We start from the raw sequence: 20,590 nt of genomic DNA, 5'->3' as shown, positions 1-20,590 counted from the left end.
ATGAGCTATCAATTTAAGTTTGAGAAAATTTTAACCATTCGAGAAAGAGAAAAAGAAGAAGCAAGCTCTGACTATAATCAATCAGTAAATAGATTTGAAGAGGCTGCTGAAAAACTATATGAACTGCTAAAAAGAAAAGAAGATCTTGAAACTTATCAAGCAGAAAAAATGACGACAGGATTATCTGTTCAAGAAATTAGACATCATCAGCAATTCGTAGGCAATTTAACAAAAACGATTGAGCATGCTCAAAAAATGGTCCAAAATGCTCGGAATTCTATGGTTTATTTTCAAGAGAAAATGTTAGAAAAAAATCTTGAAGTGAAAAAATTTGTGAAAATAAAGGAAAAAGATCATTCCAATTATTTAGCGATAGAAAGAGCAGAAGAAGCTAAACAAATGGATGATATTTCGCTTCAACAATACATGCAACATGAAAAGGTAGGTGGCTAAATGGAAAATTCATGGGAAGAAAAAAAGAAGCCATTTAACTTTGTTCAACGTTTTCTTATGGTTGCAGTTATTCCGACCATTTTTGCAATTATAGTTCTTGTCCTTTTGCTTATGTATTCTGGAGTGGACGTTGCAGAGAAAGGGAAAGAATTACTAAATACCATTCCTTTTCTAAGTGAAGAAAAAAGAACGACGGATCAATTGCTAGAAAATAATAAAAATAAAATCAGCTCTTTACAAACAAAGCTTAAGGAACGCGATCAACAAATAAAGACACTGGAGTCACAGTTGGAAAATAGTGAAAATAGATTCCAATCTGTTAATTCAGAAAAGGAAAAATTACAGAGTGAGTTACAATCTCTTCAATCAGCCCAAGAGGAAACAAAAAAGGCAGTTGATGAGATAGTAAAAACATATGAGACAATGTCTGCAAAAAACGCTGCAGCAATTCTGTCAGAGATGAGTGAAAGCGAAACATTGAAAATTTTGGCAGAGCTTAAACCTGCAAAACTTGCGTCGATATTAGAGAAAATGGAACCATCTGTAGCATCCAAATATACCGAGCTATTATCTACTGCATCGAATCCTTAACATAACATTTAATTATCTGAAAGGGGGTGAAAAATTGCAAGTAGGACTGATGAATTCATTGAGGAAAATGGAGTTAACAAGTGGTAGTCAAGGGATAACAAGGGGAAAAATGAATGATCAGTTTTTATTGATGATAAATGACTTAAAAACGACTAATCAGCAAAGTAATTCTATACAAGTGAACGTTCAAAATAAAGAAGGCTTAAATCGGCTTTTAGCTATATTGTCTAATGCTTCTTCGGATGATAGTCTCCAGCCAAATATGGACATGGAAACAATAAATGACGGGATAAACGCTAATCAAGTCCGAATAAATCTTGAATATCTAGTGAACACTTACCATCAATTTTTGGATGGAGAAGAGATAGTAGTGTTAGATGAATCCAACATAGACGCCATGTTAGCTGATTCATTTGCTAATTTAGAGAATGAAATCACTCAAGAATTAAAGAAAGCAATCAATATGAAGATAGAGCCGGATATGTTTAATGATACAAAGTTACCTTCCTTGCTTGCTGATTTGAAATTACTAGAGTACACAGGAAATAGGTTATTGGATCATTCTATTAATGAAAAAATTGCTGAATCTATCCAAGATTTGCAAGGTTTCATGGTTTCATTGAACCAATTCTTGGAGTTAAATTCCTCTAATGATAGCAAAACGGTGGAAAAAGGCGTATATACAAAAGTAAACAAAGCTTTTATGAATAATAATAATTTTATCATCGGCTTTGATAAGCAATCTTCATCAAGGAATTCTATGCTACAGATTGATAAAGAGCAAGTTACTGGAGAAGAACAAGATTTGCGCGTTTTTTCCATGAATGAAGAAAGTGTCATTCCATTTATGTTAACAAATCTAGAGCAGAGATTTGGACAAAAGACTAAAACTACATCACAAGAAGCAGCAACAAATCCGGAAACTGTGGCTGAAATGGACGTTTCTAAGATATCATTTGTAGCTGAAAACCCGGAAAGAGATCAAAATAATTATTTAAGTTCTGAATCAGGGGCAGAAGAATTTTCTAGTTATTCTTCTGAAAAAGAATATCACTTACCAATCGATGCAGTTTCACGTACGGAAAGCGATAGGGAAGTAATTACTAAGTTATCATCTGCGAGTGAAGTAGTAAAAGATGGTATTCCTTTATCACAGACGACAAAACTTTCAAAAAATGATTTGGAAAGTGAAAAGGACAATAGCTTATCTTCGGAAAATAGCATGCGTGAATCTATACCAGAAGATACAGTTTTGTTAAATAAAACTGAGCAAAGCGCGGAAAGTAGAGGTAGCAAAAACAGAGTTTCTACAGTTGATCCGAAGCTATTAGCTATGCAAAATCAGGAATTACAAGAAAATAGAAATGCAATAGTACAAGAAACGAATGCAACAAATCCGAAGTTATTAGCTGTTCAAAATCAGGAATTACAAGAAAATAGAAATGCAATAGTACAAGAAACAAATGCAATAAATCTGAAGCTATTAGCCGTTCAAAATCAGGAATTACAAGAAAATAGAAATGCAATAGTACAAGAAACAAATGCAATAAATCTGAAGCTATTAGCCGTTCAAAATCAGGAATTACAAGAAAATAGAAATGCAATAGTACAAGAAACAAATGCAATAAATCTGAAGCTATTAGCCGTTCAAAATCAGATATTACAAGAAAATAGAAATGTAGTAGTACAAGAAACAAATACAACAAATCTGAAGCCTGCTGCTTCACCATTGCTTCAAGCAGATCTTTTTCAAGCCGAAAATAGCGTAACAGAAGCTACTTTGGAACTTAAATCGATCATTTCTTCTATTCTTTCAAAAATAGATAAGCAACTGGAGCAAAAGAGTACGACGGTTGTTCAGAAAGTAATCAATCCAATAATGGTTAGTTCTCTAAGGAAATCTGGAGAAATGTCCTTATTAAGTACAGAAATAAAGGAAACAGGCGAAGTGAGTCAGGGAGATACGGATCCAAAAGTATTCAATACGCTACAAAATACTTTTGTTAAGCAACATCCATTTATGTTACTGACTGATGGTGGAGAAGCAGTGCAACCTAAAAATGTGGAAGAGCAGTTTGTAAAACTATTAGCTAACAGCACATTTACGAAAACAGGAGACATGCAAAAGCTTTCCATTCGTCTAGCACCAGATCATTTAGGATCTATTCGAATCGAAATTACGCAAAATGAAGGTAGTATGATTGCAAGAATTATTACGACAACTGCAGAAGCGAAAGAAGTTCTAGATAAACAGCTTAATAGCTTAAAACATGGCTTTATAGCACAAAATCTGCAAATAGATAAAATGGATGTTGTTGTTTCTTCTCAGCCACAGGAGAGGCTTCAAAGAGAGCAACAGCAGCAACAAGAACAACAGCAATCAGATGCTCAAAGAGACAAGAAAGATGCAGAGGATAATGATAATAAACGAAAAACGTCCTTTATCGAGGAACTATTAAATATTGAAGTATAGAGGAGCACATAACGATGGCAAATACAATAAATGACTCTTCTCTTTATTTATCAGACTATCAGAAATCAACTGCTTCTACAGGTAGTTCTGCTTTAGGCAAAGATGATTTCTTAAAAATCTTAATTACGCAATTACAAAATCAAGATCCAACAAGTCCGATGGATGATAAAGAATTTATTGCACAGATGGCTCAGTTCTCAAGCTTAGAACAAATGCAGAACTTAAATACATCTATGACAAACTTAATTTCATTACAAACACAATCCAATTTAATCTCTTATGGACAATTTATTGGACAAGAGGTGAATTGGAGTAAGATAGAAACAGATAATGCTGGAAATAGTACAGTAACGTCTGGTAACGGAAAAGTAAACTCTATTGCTTATACAGAAGACAGTGTAGTATTCACACTAGAAGACGGTACAAAAGTTACTCCTGCTAATATATCAAGCATGAGTACAAATTCATCGGAAAATAATCTCGTGCTAGCAAGCCAATTAATTGGCAAAACCGTTTCTTATCTGAATCAAAACGAAGAAGAAGTAAATAGTAAAGTTCAATCTGTATCATTAAAGAATGGACAAATACAATTAACATTAGACGATGAGGCAGGGAGCAAAATTACCTCAGGACAAATTATAAAAATTGAATAGGAAGTGATTGGATGGATAAGTCCATTTATCCTTCAATAAAATCACATGCTGCTATTAAAAATGGTATTGAGGCGATTAAATCAAAGTCGACTGCGCATAATGCGCAAAATATTACATCGTTTTCTACCCATTTACAAAAGTCGATTTCTTCTTTAAATACGCTGAATATTAGCAAACATGCAAATGAGAGACTTCAGCAGCGAGGAATTGAGATAGATGATGATAAATGGAAAGCGATTGAAGAAAAAGTTACCCAGGCAAAGAAAATGGGAATTAAAGAATCGTTAGTACTTTTAAATAATGCTGCATTAATCGTAAGCGCGAAAAATAATACAGTAATCACGGCAATGGATCGTGAGGAAGCAATAGATCAAATTTTTACGAATATTAATGGAACAATCATTATGAATTAAAAGGGCTGGACCAAAAATGGAGGCCAAAAACTGCTGAGCGATAGAGGCAGTTCATTCGAAGGGAGATAATTATAAATGTTACGTTCACTATATTCAGGAATCAGTGGAATGAAAAACTTTCAAACAAAATTAGATGTTATTGGGAATAATATTGCTAACGTAAATACGTATGGCTTTAAAAAAGGTCGTACTACATTCAGTGATTTAATTAGCCAAACAACATCTGGTGCAACTGCTCCAGCTAACGGGAATGGTGGGATTAATGCGAAACAAGTAGGTCTTGGGGCACAGGTAGCTTCCATCGATACAATTCATACTCAAGGAAGTATGCAAACAACAGGTAGAGTGCTTGACTTAGCTATCTCTGGAGAAGGCTACTTTGTATTAGAAGATGGTGCAGGTTCAGAATTCTATTCTAGAGCTGGAAACTTCTATTTTGATGAAAACCGAAACATTGTTACTTCTAGTGGATTGAAGCTTGCAGGAGCAGATATCATCCCAGCTACTGCCCAAAGTTTCAGTATCGGTACAGATGGAAGTATTACTTATGTAGACGCAGATGGAAATACACAAAATGCAGGTCAAATCACGATTGCTAAGTTTGAAAATCCAGAGGGCTTAGATAAAGTTGGAGGAAATACGTATCAAGTTTCAAGTAACTCAGGTGCAGCCCAGTTAACTACTGCTGGACAGAATGGTTCTGGTTCTATTAACAGCGGTTATTTGGAAATGTCGAACGTAGACCTTTCTGAAGAATTCACGGAAATGATTGTTTCACAAAGAGGATTTCAAGCAAATACAAAAATCATTACCACTTCTGATGAAATTCTTCAAGAATTAGTTAACTTAAAACGATAATTTAATTGGAGGGGGGAGGGGCTACCTATTAGGCTAGCCTCTCATATGAAAAATGATACATTTAACTCGACTAAATGGAAAAAAGTTTTTATTAAATGCCTTATTTATTGAGACAGTCGAATCTTTTCCTGATACAACAATTACTTTAACAAATGGAAACAAATTTGTTGTTAAAGAAAGTGAAGAGGAAGTATTAGAGAGAATGAATCATTTTTTTCAAAAAGTGAACCTCTTCGGATTACCGCATGTGGGAGAGAAAGACGATGAAGAATAATAAAGTTATTATTATAATGCTCGTTTTATTACTAGTTATTACACTGGCAGGAGCTGGAGCTTTCATTTATATATGGAAGTTTACTGGCGATCAAAAGGAAAAAGAACCTTCGATCGAAGAAATCTTGGAGTCATCTGTAGATATTGAAGAAATTACAACAAATTTAGCTTCCGATAATTTCATCCGAATATCCTTTAAGATTCAGACAGATAGTAAGAAAGCAAAGGAAGAATTAGAAAAAAGAGACTTCCAAGTTAAGAATATCATTATTCAAGAATTATCTGAGAAGAATACAGAAGATTTAAAAGGAAAAAATGGACAAATTGAATTAGAGAGTGATCTCAAGGATAAAATTAATGAACTGATGCAAGAAGGCAAAGTAGTCCAAGTTTATATTGTAAACTCTCTACTCCAATAAAATAAAAGAGAAAAAGATGGAGGTGAGTAATTTTGTCAGCTGATATTTTATCCCAAAATGAAATTGATGCCCTGCTTTCAGCTTTATCATCTGGTGAAATGGATGCAGATGAGCTCAAAAAAGAGCAGCAGGAAAAAAAGGTTAAGGTATATGATTTCAAAAGAGCGTTAAGATTTTCGAAAGATCAAATTCGCAGTTTAACAAGAATACATGAAAACTATGCTAGGTTGTTAACAACTTTTTTCTCTGCCCAATTAAGAACATATGTGCAAATATCTGTTACTTCAGCAGATCAAATTCCATATGAAGAGTTCATTCGTTCGATACCAAAAATGACGATTTTAAATGTATTTGATGTTCCTCCATTAGAAGGCAGAATCTTGATGGAAGTTAATCCGAACATAGCCTATGCCATGATGGATCGAATGATGGGTGGAAGAGGCAGCAGTATAAATAAAGTAGAAAATTTGACTGAAATTGAAACAAAAATCATGTCAAATACTTTTGAAAGTGCTTTTGATCATTTTAGAGAGGCTATGGAGGATCTAATAGATATTGAACCAAGTCTTGCTGAATTTGAAGTGAATCCACAGTTTTTACAAATGGTTTCTCCGAATGAAACAGTAGTGGTAATTTCCTTGAGTACGACAATTGGAGATACAAGTGGAATGATTAATATTTGTATTCCGCATGTCGTATTAGAGCCTATCATGCCAAAGCTATCTGGCCATTATTGGATGCAGGCAGAGAAGAAAGAAAGATTACCTGAATTTACTTCTCGTTTAGAAGAGAATATTCAGCAGTCGATTGTGCCAATAGTCGCAGAACTAGGTACATCTGATATTTCCATCCAAGATTTTTTAATGTTGGATATTGGAGATGTTATCGAAATGAATCAAACGATACAACAACCCTTAATCATTAAAGTTGGAGATATTCCTAAATTTATTGGACAACCTGGTAAGTTAAATAAAAAAATGGCTGTTCAAGTATTAGGAACTTTAGAGGAGGGGAAGGAAGATGGTGAGTAAGGATATGCTTTCACAAGATGAAATTGATGCTCTCTTAAGGGGAGATAGTGTAACGAACGATAGTCCAGAATTGGATGTGGAAAAGTACTTATCGGATATAGAAAAAGATACCTTAGGGGAAATTGGAAATATATCCTTCGGTAGCTCAGCAACTGCGCTATCTACATTGTTAAATCAAAAAGTAGATATTACAACACCAACTGTCAGTGTAATATCGAAAAATATGCTGTCAGAGGAGTTCCCACACCCATATGTAGCAATAAGAGTCAATTATACAGAAGGATTCTCTGGCATGAACTTGCTTGTAATCGAGCAAGCCGATGCAGCTGTTATTGCTGATTTAATGCTTGGTGGTGATGGATTAAATGCTGATAAAGAAATGCTGGGGGAAATACAGTTAAGTGCAGTGCAAGAAGCAATGAACCAAATGATGGGTTCTGCGGCTACATCCATGTCCACCATTTTTAGCAAAAAAGTTGATATTTCTCCTCCTAGTATCGATATTTTAGACTTTAATCAAGGGGAAGGAACTGAGTCGATTCCTGATGAAGACATTTTCGCAAAAATTTCCTTTCGAATTAAGATTGGAGAGTTAATTGATTCAAATATCATGCAACTATTACAGCTTTCTTTTGCGAAAAAGTTAGTGGAAGGATTATTAAATCCTGATATTGGAGAAGAAGAAGTTTCCAATATTCCCGAAGTCGATTATAATTCAGTATATGAGCCAAAAGAACCGATGCAAGAGTCACGTTCGACAAATAATTATCAGCAAGCTTCTAATGAAATGGCTAATAATCATGTCAATACTCATACTAATAATTCCATTTCGTCAAATGTGAATCATCAGCAACAACATTTTGGCTCAGGACATCATACTACACAAGGTCCACCACCAAACGTGCAACCTGCAGGATTCTCTAATTTTGATACAGCGCCTCAAACGGTTACGGAAACAAAGAACTTGGATATGTTGTTAGATATTCCTTTACAAGTAACGGTTGAGCTTGGAAGAACAAAACGATCTGTTAAAGAGATATTAGAATTATCTTCAGGGTCTATTATTGAATTGGACAAGTTAGCTGGAGAACCTGTTGATATTCTTGTAAATAATCGATTGGTTGCACAAGGGGAAGTAGTGGTAATTGATGAGAATTTCGGTGTTCGTGTAACCGATATTGTTAGTCAAAAGGACCGATTAAAGAATTTAAAATAATTTTTGGGGGTTTTGAGGAAAATGGCACAAAAAATACTAATCGTTGATGACGCAGCTTTTATGCGTATGATGATCAAGGATATTCTATCTAAAAATGGATATGAGATCGTAGGAGAAGCAGCCGACGGCATGCAAGCAATTGAAAAATATAAGGAAACACAACCAGATCTAGTAACAATGGATATCACCATGCCAGAAATGGATGGAATTACTGCATTAAAAGAAATCAAAAATATTAATCCGAATGCGAAAGTTATTATGTGTTCAGCAATGGGACAACAAGCGATGGTTATTGATGCAATACAAGCTGGAGCAAAAGATTTTATTGTTAAGCCATTCCAGGCAGATCGTGTCTTGGAAGCAATCAGTAAAACATTAGGCTAAAAATTAAATTAGAGGGTGCCGAATGTGAATAAAGCAAATTTCTTAATTCGATGTTCACTACTCATCATTGTTCTGCTAGGCTTTGGAAATCAAGCCTATGCAGAACAAATTGATAAAAGTGTATATGACATATTACATAATGAATCGAAAGAGAATAATGTTCAAGAAGATACTGAAAAAGGTACTAAAAAAGATACTGTAGAAGAAGATTCTAAAACCAATGAACAAAATTCGGATCAATCAGACTTACTTCTTGAAGAAACAAATGCGGAAGAAGAAAGTTCTATAGGAGTGACGATTTGGGACTTTGTTAAGATGATTTTTGCAACAATTTTTGTCGTGTTTTTAATGTATTTTATTTTACGATTTATAAATAAAAGAAACCACGGATATAAAAGCTCGCAAATAATTGAAAATATTGGTGGTACAGCACTAGGTGCCAATCGTTCGATTCAATTAATCAAAGTGGGAAAACGTCTATTAATAGTAGGCGTTGGGGATAGCATCCAATTAATAAAAGAGATTGAGGATGAACAAGAGTACAAAGAAATATTGGAAGAGTATAATCGAAAATTAGATCAGCTAGTACAACCAAGCGATATTGTGACAAAGGTGAAGAATATAGTAACTTCTAATCCTTCTACTTCGAAGACAAAAGAATCTTTTTCCATTCGTTTGTCAAAAGAATTAGAACGAATATCAAGTGAACGTAAGGAAAAGATGGAAGTACTAGAGAAGAAAAAGAAAGGATCGTCAGAAAAAAATGAATGAGTTTATGCAGTTTTTTAATAACAATGACCCAGGTAATGTCTCTACTTCTGTTCAATTGTTATTATTATTAACCGTCCTTTCTTTAGCACCTAGTATCATTATATTACTAACTAGCTTTACGAGAATAGTGATTGTTCTTTCCTTTGTCAGAACGGCGCTTGCAACACAACAAATGCCTCCTAACCAAGTAATCGTAGGGTTAGCTTTGTTTTTGACATTTTTTATTATGGCTCCTACTTTTCAGGAAGTGAATGATAAAGCATTAACTCCATTGTTTAATGAAGAAATAACATTGGAAGAAGCTTATGACAATGCTGCATTACCCCTTAAAGAATTTATGAGCAAGCATACGAGGCAGAAAGATTTAGCCTTATTTTTAAATTATTCTAAAGCAGAAGCTCCAGAATCGATTGAGGATATCCCGCTAACGACATTGGTACCTGCTTTTGCGATAAGTGAATTAAAAACAGCCTTTCAAATAGGGTTTATGATTTTTATTCCATTCTTAGTCATTGATATGGTTGTAGCAAGTATTTTAATGTCCATGGGGATGATGATGCTTCCGCCTGTTATGATTTCATTGCCATTTAAAATTCTGTTATTCATTATGGTTGATGGTTGGTATTTAGTTGTAAAATCACTGCTAGAAAGTTTTTAAGAAGGTGAAAATATGTCACAAGAAATGGTTATTTCTATTGCTGAGAAAGGTGTCCTTACCGTTTTAATTATCAGCGGTCCACTGCTAATTATTGCATTAGCAGTCGGGCTAATCATAAGTATTTTTCAAGCAACAACACAAATTCAAGAGCAAACATTGGCATTTGTACCAAAAATTGTGGCGGTCCTTGTTGGCCTTGTTTTTTTTGGATCATGGATGCTGAGTCATATGCTTTCCTATACAAAAGATATTTTTTCAAATTTAACAAGGTTTATTGGATAGAAGAATGATGGATGAACTTTTATCAAATTTCCCAGCATTTCTTTTAATTCTTGTTCGTGTCACTTCGTTTTTTTTAATGCTACCTTTATTTTCTTATCGGACGATTCCTACGACTTTTAAAGTAGGTTTAGGATTTTTTTTATCTTTAGTAATGTTTTGGGGAATGGATGTACCAGTATTAACAATTGATACAAGTTACTATTTTCTTATTCTTAAAGAAGCTTTGGTCGGACTGCTAATTGGATTTGCCGCATACATGTTATTTGCCGCAATTCAAATCGCAGGAGGATTTATTGATTTCCAAATGGGTTTTGCGATCGCAAACGTCATAGATCCTCAAACAGGGATGCAAAGTCCTCTAACAGGTCAATACTTAACGATTATTGCCATGTTCTTTTTACTAGCTTCTAATGGACATCATTTATTACTGGATGGTATCTATTATAGTTATCAGTTTATTCCGCTGGAACAGCCCTGGATTAACTTGGGTAACGGGGAGCTAGCGGAGTTTCTCATAAAAACATTCAGTTTGATGTTTATGATTGCTTTTCAGATGTCGATTCCTGTTGTCGGAAGCATCTTTTTAGTGGATGTTGGTTTGGGAATTGTCGCAAGAACTGTACCACAGTTAAATATCTTTGTAGTTGGTGTACCCATCAAGATAATTGCAGGCTTAGTTGTTCTTTTTATTGTAATGGGTGTACTAATGTCAACAGTATCTCATTTATTCTCTTCCATTGTAACGACAATGAGGGGGATTATGAATATTTTAGGAGGAGCGGGTTAAATGAAACTCCTATCATTAGATCTCCAGTTTTTTGCAGGAGAAAAAACAGAAAAGGCAACTCCAAAGAAAAGACAAGACACGAGAAAAAAAGGACAAGTGGCAAAAAGTCAGGACGTGAATACAGCACTTGTTCTTTTAGTTGTTTTTGGTGTACTAAGTTTTACAGGCGAATACCTGTTAAATGGATTAATGTCCATTCTTACCTTTACCTTTAGTGACTTTTCGTCCATTAATTTATCTGTGAATAATCTCCAGACATTGTTTTTTGATATTGTCAAAGAAGTGGCACTTTTGTTGAGTCCTATTCTAATAGCGGCTATGGTAGGAGGCATCATTGCTAATTATATGCAGGTTGGTGTTTTGTTCTCTCCAGAAGCCATTAAATTTAAATTAGAGAAAATAAATCCTATTGCAGGATTTAAAAGGATGTTCTCGCTGCGCTCGATCGTAGAGCTATTGAAGTCATTGCTAAAGATTACGGTAATCGGTATCGTGGTATTTTCTGTTTTATGGGGCAAAATGAACGAAATTCTTATCCTTTCCCATAAATCTATTGGTTCTATTGCCGTAACAATTGCGAAGTTAACGGTGCAAATGGGTCTTTATGCTTCTGTGTCGCTTTTAATTTTGTCGCTTATGGATTATATGTATCAGCGCTATGACTATGAAAAAAATATACGAATGTCAAAACAAGATATTAAAGACGAATACAAAAACATGGAAGGAGATCCGCTAATAAGGTCTAAAATTAAGCAGAAACAGAGAGAAATGGCGATGCACCGTATGATGCAAGATGTCCCTACTGCTGATGTCGTTATTACGAATCCAACGCATTATGCTATTTGCTTAAAGTATGACGAAGAAAAGTATGATGCACCCTATGTTGTTGCAAAAGGGGTAGATTTTCTAGCACAAAAAATAAAATTAGTTGCAAAAGAAAATAATGTTGTCATGGTAGAAAATCGTCCATTAGCACGAGCTATGTATAATCAAGTAGAAATAGGTGATCTAGTGCCTGAAGAATTTTATAAAGCAGTTGCAGAAATTCTTGCATTTGTCTACCAGAGTAGAGACAAATAACGGAAGAATAACTAGTAAATGAATTATTGTAAATAATAAAGAAACAAATGTATGTTTTTAAGGAGCGGAAGAAATGGCAAGAAGAGACTTAATTGTAGTGATTGGTGTAATTCTCATTATTGCAATGTTGATTATTCCCTTTCCAACCTGGTTATTAAGTGTTCTTATATTACTTAATATTACGTTGGCACTACTCATCCTATTATTAACAATGAATATGAGTGAAGCTCTAGAATTCTCCATTTTTCCTTCACTATTATTATTAACAACTTTATTTCGCCTTGGGCTTAATGTATCTACGACAAGATCTATTTTGTCTACTGGAGATGCAGGTGGGGTAGTCCATACCTTTGGAACATTCGTTGTTGGCGGTAATATCGCTGTTGGGTTAGTGGTTTTCCTAATTCTTGTTATTATTCAATTTGTTGTTATTACAAAAGGGTCTGAGCGTGTCTCAGAAGTTGCTGCGCGTTTTACGTTAGATGCAATGCCAGGTAAGCAAATGAGTATTGACGCTGATTTAAACGCAGGAATTATTTCAGAACAAGAGGCAAGACAACGTCGCGAAAAAGTTAGTAGAGAAGCTGATTTTTATGGTTCCATGGACGGGGCAAGTAAATTCGTCAAAGGGGACGCAATTGCTGGTATTATTATTGTTTTTATTAACTTGATTTTTGGAATAGTAATTGGAATGACTCAACTTGGAATGGCGGCAGGGGATGCTGCACAGCATTTTTCATTATTATCAGTAGGAGATGGAATCGTCAGTCAAATCCCTGCTTTATTAATCTCAACAGCAACAGGGATTGTCGTTACAAGAGCCGCTTCAGAAGGTAATCTTGGTTCAGATATCACTTCTCAGTTAATGGCATATCCTAAAATGCTGTATGTTGCAGGTGGTACAATCTTTTTATTAGGGTTATTTACGCCGATTGATGATTTTTTAACGATTCCAATTGCAGCACTTCTTATTTTTGGTGCTTATTATTTATCGAGAAAACCAAAAGAGGACTTAGAGCAAATCCAAGACCTTGAAGAAGAAATACAAACAGATGAACTAAAGAGTCCAGAAAGTGTAGTAAGTTTATTGAATGTAGATCCAATCGAATTTGAGTTTGGCTATGGACTGATTCCACTTGCAGATGCTAACCAAGGGGGAGACTTACTAGATCGCGTAGTCATGATAAGAAGGCAGTTAGCAATAGAATTAGGGTTAGTTATTCCTGTTGTCCGAATTCGTGACAATATTCAATTACAGCCTAATGAATATCGATTAAAAATAAAAGGTAATGAGAGAGCACGCGGGGAACTATTGCTTGACCATTACTTAGCGATGAGTCCTGGTATGGATGATGATTCTATTGAAGGAATCGATACAATTGAACCGTCTTTTGGCTTACCAGCTAAATGGATAACGGAGAGCACAAAGGAACAAGCTGAAATATTTGGCTATACAGTAGTGGATCCACCATCTGTTGTTTCCACTCATATTACAGAAGTTATTAAGGCAAATGCCTATGAATTATTAGGTAGACAAGAGACTAAACAATTAGTTGATCATGTAAAGGAAAGCTATCCAATTTTAATCGAGGAAGTTACGCCGACTCCATTGTCGATTGGAGAAATTCAGAAGGTTTTAGCAAAACTGTTAAGAGAAAATGTCTCCATTCGCAATTTACCAGTGATTTTTGAAACGTTAGCTGATTTTGGAAAAATGACATCAGATACCGATCTTTTAGCTGAGTATGTAAGGCAGTCATTAGCACGTCAAATTACTAATCAGTATACGAATCAAAATGATTCCCTAAAGGTTGTAACTTTGTCAGGTAAAGTGGAAAAGCTAATAGTAGATAATATTCAGCAAACAGAACATGGAAACTTTTTAGCATTAGACCCAAGCATTTCTCAATCTATCCTAGAGAGTATTGCAGGACAAATAGAACAACTATCTGTAATGGAGCAGTTGCCAATCCTCCTGTGTTCGCCTGCTGTTCGTATGTATGTGAGACAATTGACAGAACGTTATTTTCCACAAGTTCCAGTATTATCTTACAATGAATTAGAAGCAAATGTGGAAGTTCAAAGTGTGGGAGTTGTGAATATCGAATGAAAATACAAAAGTATGTAGCACCAAATATGCCAGAGGCAATGAAGAAGATCCGGGCAGAATTAGGAAATGATGCAGTAATTCTCCATTCGAAAGTAATTTATACAGGGGGATTTTTAGGCCTTTTTAAAAAGAGAAATATCGAAGTACTTGCTGCCATTGATCCAAGTATTTCTGATACACCTATCCCGCCCCAAACGAAGAATCGTGAAGTGCGCAATTCTGTATTAATTAAAGAACCATCATCACGGATAGAACCAATTAATCAAGCTGGTTCATCTATTGCAAATAAAGAAAAAAAGATTTCTGATTTTCCAGATATCGCAAAGCAATTAGATGAAATTAATCAAAATGTACAAGCTTTCGGTGAACGAAGCAATAATGTGTCTTTTTCTATTCCCACACCAATAAAAAATGTAGTAAAACTGCTGGATAAACAGGAAATCAACGAAATGATTAAAGCTAGATTGGTAAAAGATCTTGTGGCTAAATGGTATGCAGCTGGCGAAGATGTGTTAGATGTTCATGTTTTCAAGTGGGCACAAGCGTTTCTTTTAGGAGAAATTTCCCCATATTCCTTTGGGGAAGTTTCTTTATCTAAAAAATATATTAATGTCATTGGACCTACAGGTGTTGGGAAAACAACTACTTTGGCTAAAATTGCAGCAAATATTATTTTAAAACAACAAAAAACAGTAGGATTTATTACAACAGATACATATAGAATTGGGGCAATCGAACAACTCAAAACGTATGCAAATATATTAGATGTTCCTTTAGAAGTTTGTTATTCCATGGAAGATTTTGAACATGCAACAAAAAAACTGAAGGATTGCGATGTTATTTTAATTGATACAGCAGGAAGAAATTTCCGCAATAAAAAATATGTTGAAGATTTAATGCAAGTGGTCGATTATAAAAGGGAAATGGAAACGTTGCTCGTTTTATCGATGACAGCAAAACAAAAGGATTTAGAAGAGATCTATAAACAATTTTCAGCAATAAACATTGATTCATTTGTCTTTACGAAATTAGATGAAACGTCTTCTTATGGTGCAATGATTAATTTAATTGTAACTTGTAAAAAAGGTGTTGCTTATATGACAACAGGGCAGAATGTTCCAGATGATATAGTTCCAGCAACCCCACTAGAGCTTGTAAATAAAATAATTGAGGTAGATGAAGAATGACTGACCAGGCTTCTATCTTAAGAAAAAAAATCGAACAATTGAATGCAAATCGACAAAGTCAATCGAATAATAAAACGCTGGCGATTATAAGTGGTAAGGGTGGGGTTGGAAAGTCTAACTTTTCTCTAAATTTTGCCCTTTCCCTCCATAATCAAGGATATCGTACTTTGCTTATTGATATGGATATCGGTATGGGAAATATTGATATTTTAATGGGAACCCAATCTCGATATACTATTGTTGATTTTTTTAGAAATAGTATTGATTTTGAGAATATCATTACTAAAGGATTTGATGGTTTAGAGTATATTGCAGGCGGGTCTGGACTAAGTGATTTTGTGAATATGGAGGATGAGAAGTTAGATAGCTTCTTTCAGCATTTTCAAGGTTTATTAAATCGCTATGATTATATTTTATTTGACATGGGAGCGGGTATCAGTACAGATTCTTTAAAATTTATTTTGTCTGTTGATGATTGTATTGTCATTACTACACCTGAGCCGACCTCTATAACAGACGCTTATGCGGCAATGAAATTTATTCATACCAGAAATCCTTTACTCCCATTATATCTAGTCGTAAATCGAACATTTACGAGAAAAGATGGTGTGGAAACCTTACAAAAGCTTCAGCAAGTAGTAAAGAAATTTCTCCATCGAGATCTCATTAATTTAGGATATATCCCAGATGATCAAAATGTGGCACAAGCTGTAAGAAAACAAATTCCTTTTGTCTTTTATAATGAAAAATCAGAAGCAGCTAAAGCTTTGCGCGAAATTGCCGATAGATATGGTAAACAACAGTTTACAGAATCCTATTCAACTAATAGACATACTTTTGTGTCTAAATTAAAAAGGTTTTTGTTTGAAAGGTAGTTGAGTAAAGTGGAGAAAGTAAAAGTTCTCGTTATTGATGATTCTGCATTTATGCGTAAGCTAATCTCAGATTTTCTCTCCGAAGACTCGAGAATAACCGTTATTGGTACAGCAAGGAATGGCGAAGATGGTATTAAGAAAATCAAGGAATTAACACCTGATGTTGTAACACTTGATGTCGAGATGCCCATCTTAGATGGATTAAGTGCTTTAAAGCGAATTATGAATGAACATCCTGTACCAGTTCTTATGCTATCAAGTATTACGAAGGTTGGAGCAGAGAGCACCATTCAAGCCATGCAGGCAGGAGCAATCGACTTTATTACAAAGCCTTCTGGATCTATTTCACTAGATTTATATAAAGTAAAGCAGGAATTAGTAGAAAAAGTTATATTAGCAAGCAATGTAAAGCCGAAAACATTATTAAATCTCTCAAGTGAAGGAAAAAAGACTATTACTTCACGAACTTCTTATAGTAAAATGGAACCAAGAGAAGATGTTAAGGGAATAGTCCAAAAGACTGTTTCGCCTAATGATTGGATGCAATCCATGAAAAAGATAGTAATCATTGGAACATCAACTGGTGGTCCAAGGGCATTACAGAAAGTATTAACTAATTTACCAAGTGATATAGAAGCGCCGATTTTAATCGTTCAACACATGCCAGCAGGATTTACCCGTTCTCTTGCAAATCGTCTTAATACGTTATCTGCAATTACGGTAAAGGAAGCGGAGCATGGCGAAATTATCCGTAATGGAGTTGCCTATATCGCTCCAGGAGGCCAGCATTTAAAGGTGAAAACAGTTGGTGTCCATACAGCAATTGATTTGGACCAGTCAGCCCCTCTAAATGGGCATAGACCATCTGTTGATATCATGTTTGAATCGGTAAGTGATTTGAAAGCCTATGCAAAAATAGCAGTTATTATGACTGGAATGGGATCAGATGGAACAGATGGGTTAAAGAAGTTAGCGAGAAAAGGCAATGTCAAAGCTATCGCTGAGTCACAGGAAACATGTATAGTTTACGGAATGCCCAAAACAGCTATTGCCACGAATTATATTGATGAAGTTCAGAAGGTAGATCATATTGCTGAAACTATTATGAAATATGTATAACGTCAAGGGATGTGAAGCAAGTGGAAATGAGTCAGTATTTAGAAGTTTTTATTGAAGAGAGTAAAGAGCACTTACAAGCATGTAATGAACATTTATTAGAATTGGAAAAGGACCCGGAAAATTTGAAAATAGTAAATGAGATTTTCCGTGCAGCTCATACATTAAAAGGAATGTCAGCAACAATGGGTTATGAGGATTTAGCAAGTCTAACCCATCAAATGGAAAATGTTCTCGATGCTATAAGAAATAAGAAAATTGTTTTTTCTCCAGAAATATTGGATGTCATTTTCTTAGCTGTTGATGATCTGGATGCAATGGTGGAGTCAATTGCTAGTGGTGGAGATGGGAAAAGAAATGTAGAGGCAGTTGTTGAAAAGCTTATACAAATTGAAAAAGGACTTCCTTTAAATCAAATCAATTCTTCAGAAACTGAGGTTGCGGCCACTGTAGATGTCATGCAGGAGGCACCAGCAACAATAAACCAGTATGATGAATTTGAAACTACTGTATTACAGCAATCATCTGATCAAGGTTTTTTCACTTATGAAATTAACATTACGTTAAAAAGTGACTGTTTATTAAAAGCTGCAAGGGTATATATGATATTTGAAGCTTTAGAATCATTAGGAGAAGTTGTCAAATCGATTCCTCCAGTAGAAGAACTTGAGGAAGAAAAGTTTGAGTATGATTTTATGGTTACCCTTATATCAAAAGAAACAGCAGATAAAATTGAAGCAGCTATCATGAAAGTCTCAGAAGTAGAAAAGGTAGTTGTAAGAGAGTTCTATACAAATAGTCAATCTGTTAATCAAAAGGAACAAGTTCTAACAGAAACTCAGATTGTGGAAGAAGTGGAGAAAGAAATAATGAATCCGCAAGTTCCAGAGAAGGCTACCGCTACAGACAATAAACAAGCTGAGAAGCAATCAACGACTAAAGTTTCCAATAAAACCATTCGTGTGAATATTGAGCGTTTGGATATTCTCATGAACTTATTTGAAGAACTCGTTATCGACAGAGGAAGATTAGAGCAAATTTCCTCTACCCTTAAAGATCAAGAGCTTCATGAGACAGTTGAGAGAATGTCCAGAATCACAGGGGATCTTCAAAATATTATCTTAAATATGCGTATGGTTCCTGTTGAGACTGTCTTCAATCGTTTCCCTAGAATGGTGAGACAGCTTGCACGTGATTTAAATAAGAAAATTAATTTGCAAATCGTTGGTGCCGAAACAGAGCTTGATCGTACAGTTATTGATGAAATAGGTGATCCTTTAGTGCATTTAATCCGAAATGCGCTTGACCATGGAGTAGAAACGCCAGCAGTAAGAAGAGCTAATAATAAAGAGGAAGAAGGAACGGTTGTTCTTCGTGCTTATCATAGCGGAAATCATGTTTTTATTGAGTTGGAAGATGACGGTGCTGGAATTAATAAAGAGAAAGTTCTTTCTAAAGCGATTAATAAAGGAATCGTTACAAAAGAAATGGCTAAAACATTAACTGATTCTCAAATTGCTGAACTTATATTTGCATCTGGTTTTTCGACTGCAGATCAAATCTCTGATATTTCAGGACGTGGGGTAGGACTTGATGTAGTAAAGAATACGATTGAATCCTTAGGTGGCTCGATTACGATCGAATCAGTGGAAGGAAAAGGCTCGCTCTTCTCTATCCAATTGCCATTAACCTTATCGATAATTTCCGTTATGTTAGTTGAAATTCAAGCAGAAAAATACGCTATTCCATTGTCTTCTATTATTGAGACAGCTATTGTGAATAAAAATGATGTCATGTATGCCCATAATCAAACAGTAATTGATTTCCGTGGCAAAGTGGTACCATTACTATTCTTAAAAGATATATTTGATGTTCCTTCAGCAGGACTGGAAAGTGACTATTATTCTGTTGTAATTGTAAGAAAAGGCGATAAATTAGCTGGACTTGTTGTAGATGGATTTATTGGACAACAAGAGGTTGTCTTAAAGTCACTAGGTTCTTATCTATCAAGTGCTTATGCTATATCTGGAGCAACCATCTTAGGAGATGGACAAGTAGCGTTAATTATGGATTGTAATGCTTTAATTAAATAATCATTACATGAAAGATAAATGAATTTTGAACAAAGCTTTTTCGTTTAGTATTGACCTTTTTAATAGATCGAAACATGTTGAAGAAGGTTGTTTTCTACAAGCTTGTTTTCAATAGGGGAATTTCTAAAAAGAATTACAGAGTAGTCTGAATACACGTAGATAGCAGAGGGATTAGCGAGACAGGTGAGATCCTGTATAGCATGCCCCATGGAAGGCAAAGTGTATTCAGACTTATGGGTTAATAGCAACAAACGATACGAAACAGCCTTGAAGAAAAGCGGATATTCCATTGTTTTTTACGATAAATTAATCTAGACAATATGATGGTGATGATATAGGGCTTTGCATTTTATGTAAAGCAGACAGGTTAACTTGAGAGGGATGAAAGAAATGAGCGATGTAGTTTCAACAGAAGAAAAACTAATAATATTTGAACTGAAGGGGAAGGAATATGCTATCTCTGTCAATGAAGTGATGTCGATTGAGAAGAACATGCATATTACTAGAATTCCAAATATCGCTCCTTTTGTTAAAGGTGTGATTAATTTAAGAGGAGTCGTTACTCCAATTATTGATTTACGACTTCGTTTTAATTTAGAAGAAATTCCTTACACAGACAGCACAAGAATTATTATTATCATGATAGAAGATATGGAAGTAGGAATTATTGTTGATTCTGCTAATGATGTTGTAGATGTCAATACTTCGCTTTATGAGCCTGCTCCAGAGACAATTAATGGTGATGAAGTCGATTATATAAAAGGGGTAGTGAAGCTTGATAAGCGTTTACTAATTCTTGTTGATTTGGAAAAAGTATTTGATCGAAATATTTTAAGAACATATTCCAATGCAAAAAGCGATGAGTAA

Annotated in this window: 22 protein-coding genes; all 22 read left to right on the top strand. The window is 34.8% G+C overall.

The genetic code is table 11. The features are described from left to right. The 22 genes from fliJ (at position 1) to NST60_RS01475 (ending at position 20,590) form a co-directional block, all read left to right on the top strand. On the top strand, positions 1-453 hold the full coding sequence (gene fliJ, locus NST60_RS01580) for a flagellar export protein FliJ (RefSeq protein ID WP_016201123.1): 453 nt from the start codon (positions 1-3) through the stop codon (positions 451-453). Then, the gene (locus NST60_RS01575; RefSeq protein WP_016201124.1) at positions 454-1,044 is read left to right on the top strand and encodes a MotE family protein; all 591 of its coding nucleotides are present in this window, start codon (positions 454-456) and stop codon (positions 1,042-1,044) included. Between the two features lie 34 nt (positions 1,045-1,078). Then, a complete protein-coding gene (locus tag NST60_RS01570; protein WP_341098027.1) occupies positions 1,079-3,517 on the top strand; it encodes a flagellar hook-length control protein FliK in 2,439 nt (812 codons plus the stop codon). Between the two features lie 14 nt (positions 3,518-3,531). Continuing rightward, positions 3,532-4,170 carry a flagellar hook assembly protein FlgD gene (gene flgD / locus NST60_RS01565; RefSeq protein ID WP_016201126.1) on the top strand — a complete coding sequence of 213 codons (639 nt, stop codon included), beginning with the start codon at positions 3,532-3,534 and terminating at the stop codon, positions 4,168-4,170. A gap of 11 nt (positions 4,171-4,181) precedes the next feature. Beyond that, positions 4,182-4,583, top strand: coding sequence for a TIGR02530 family flagellar biosynthesis protein (locus NST60_RS01560; protein ID WP_016201127.1), 402 nt, complete (start codon positions 4,182-4,184; stop codon positions 4,581-4,583). A gap of 75 nt (positions 4,584-4,658) precedes the next feature. After that, positions 4,659-5,441 (top strand): flagellar basal body rod protein FlgG, encoded by a 783-nt coding sequence (gene flgG / locus NST60_RS01555; RefSeq protein ID WP_101730023.1) that lies wholly within the window; start codon positions 4,659-4,661, stop codon positions 5,439-5,441. A gap of 52 nt (positions 5,442-5,493) precedes the next feature. After that, positions 5,494-5,715, top strand: coding sequence for a flagellar FlbD family protein (locus NST60_RS01550; protein ID WP_016201130.1), 222 nt, complete (start codon positions 5,494-5,496; stop codon positions 5,713-5,715). Next, positions 5,705-6,133: a flagellar basal body-associated protein FliL gene (gene fliL / locus NST60_RS01545; RefSeq protein ID WP_016201131.1), complete on the top strand. Its 429-nt coding sequence runs from the start codon at positions 5,705-5,707 to the stop codon at positions 6,131-6,133. Before NST60_RS01550 ends, fliL begins: the two co-directional genes overlap by 11 nt. Positions 6,134-6,165: 32 nt before the next feature. After that, positions 6,166-7,164: a flagellar motor switch protein FliM gene (fliM, locus tag NST60_RS01540; protein ID WP_016201132.1), complete on the top strand. Its 999-nt coding sequence runs from the start codon at positions 6,166-6,168 to the stop codon at positions 7,162-7,164. Then, positions 7,154-8,380, top strand: a complete 1,227-nt coding sequence (fliY, locus tag NST60_RS01535) for a flagellar motor switch phosphatase FliY (RefSeq protein WP_016201133.1) — start codon at positions 7,154-7,156, stop codon at positions 8,378-8,380. Before fliM ends, fliY begins: the two co-directional genes overlap by 11 nt. Before the next feature lie 21 nt (positions 8,381-8,401). Further along, positions 8,402-8,764: a response regulator gene (locus tag NST60_RS01530; protein ID WP_016201134.1), complete on the top strand. Its 363-nt coding sequence runs from the start codon at positions 8,402-8,404 to the stop codon at positions 8,762-8,764. A gap of 24 nt (positions 8,765-8,788) precedes the next feature. Continuing rightward, on the top strand, positions 8,789-9,535 hold the full coding sequence (locus NST60_RS01525; protein ID WP_016201135.1) for a flagellar biosynthetic protein FliO: 747 nt from the start codon (positions 8,789-8,791) through the stop codon (positions 9,533-9,535). After that, positions 9,528-10,193 carry a flagellar type III secretion system pore protein FliP gene (gene fliP / locus NST60_RS01520; protein ID WP_016201136.1) on the top strand — a complete coding sequence of 222 codons (666 nt, stop codon included), beginning with the start codon at positions 9,528-9,530 and terminating at the stop codon, positions 10,191-10,193. Before NST60_RS01525 ends, fliP begins: the two co-directional genes overlap by 8 nt. 12 nt (positions 10,194-10,205) lie before the next feature. Next, positions 10,206-10,475 (top strand): flagellar biosynthesis protein FliQ, encoded by a 270-nt coding sequence (gene fliQ / locus NST60_RS01515; RefSeq protein ID WP_016201137.1) that lies wholly within the window; start codon positions 10,206-10,208, stop codon positions 10,473-10,475. 7 nt (positions 10,476-10,482) lie between these two features. Continuing rightward, entirely contained in the window at positions 10,483-11,262 is a 780-nt protein-coding gene (gene fliR / locus NST60_RS01510; protein WP_016201138.1) for a flagellar biosynthetic protein FliR, read from the top strand. After that, positions 11,263-12,342, top strand: a complete 1,080-nt coding sequence (gene flhB, locus NST60_RS01505; RefSeq protein ID WP_016201139.1) for a flagellar biosynthesis protein FlhB — start codon at positions 11,263-11,265, stop codon at positions 12,340-12,342. A gap of 73 nt (positions 12,343-12,415) precedes the next feature. Next, positions 12,416-14,452, top strand: coding sequence for a flagellar biosynthesis protein FlhA (gene flhA, locus NST60_RS01500; protein WP_016201140.1), 2,037 nt, complete (start codon positions 12,416-12,418; stop codon positions 14,450-14,452). After that, complete coding sequence (gene flhF, locus NST60_RS01495; protein ID WP_016201141.1) at positions 14,449-15,639, top strand: flagellar biosynthesis protein FlhF; 1,191 nt, start codon at positions 14,449-14,451, stop codon at positions 15,637-15,639. Before flhA ends, flhF begins: the two co-directional genes overlap by 4 nt. Then, positions 15,636-16,514 (top strand): MinD/ParA family protein, encoded by an 879-nt coding sequence (locus NST60_RS01490; protein WP_016201142.1) that lies wholly within the window; start codon positions 15,636-15,638, stop codon positions 16,512-16,514. The genes flhF and NST60_RS01490 overlap by 4 nt, the downstream gene beginning before the upstream one ends. A 9-nt stretch (positions 16,515-16,523) precedes the next feature. Continuing rightward, positions 16,524-17,633, top strand: a complete 1,110-nt coding sequence (locus tag NST60_RS01485) for a protein-glutamate methylesterase/protein-glutamine glutaminase (RefSeq protein ID WP_016201143.1) — start codon at positions 16,524-16,526, stop codon at positions 17,631-17,633. A 20-nt stretch (positions 17,634-17,653) separates the two neighbouring features. Next, positions 17,654-19,723 carry a chemotaxis protein CheW gene (locus NST60_RS01480; protein ID WP_101730022.1) on the top strand — a complete coding sequence of 690 codons (2,070 nt, stop codon included), beginning with the start codon at positions 17,654-17,656 and terminating at the stop codon, positions 19,721-19,723. Between the two features lie 390 nt (positions 19,724-20,113). Continuing rightward, positions 20,114-20,590 (top strand): chemotaxis protein CheW, encoded by a 477-nt coding sequence (locus NST60_RS01475; protein WP_016201145.1) that lies wholly within the window; start codon positions 20,114-20,116, stop codon positions 20,588-20,590.

The organism is Niallia sp. FSL W8-1348 (assembly GCF_038006745.1).
GTDB classification, from domain to species: domain Bacteria; phylum Bacillota; class Bacilli; order Bacillales; family Cytobacillaceae; genus Niallia; species Niallia alba.
The sequence above is the reverse complement of the archived record's forward strand: the minus strand, read 5'-3'. Positions and strand labels throughout refer to the sequence as shown.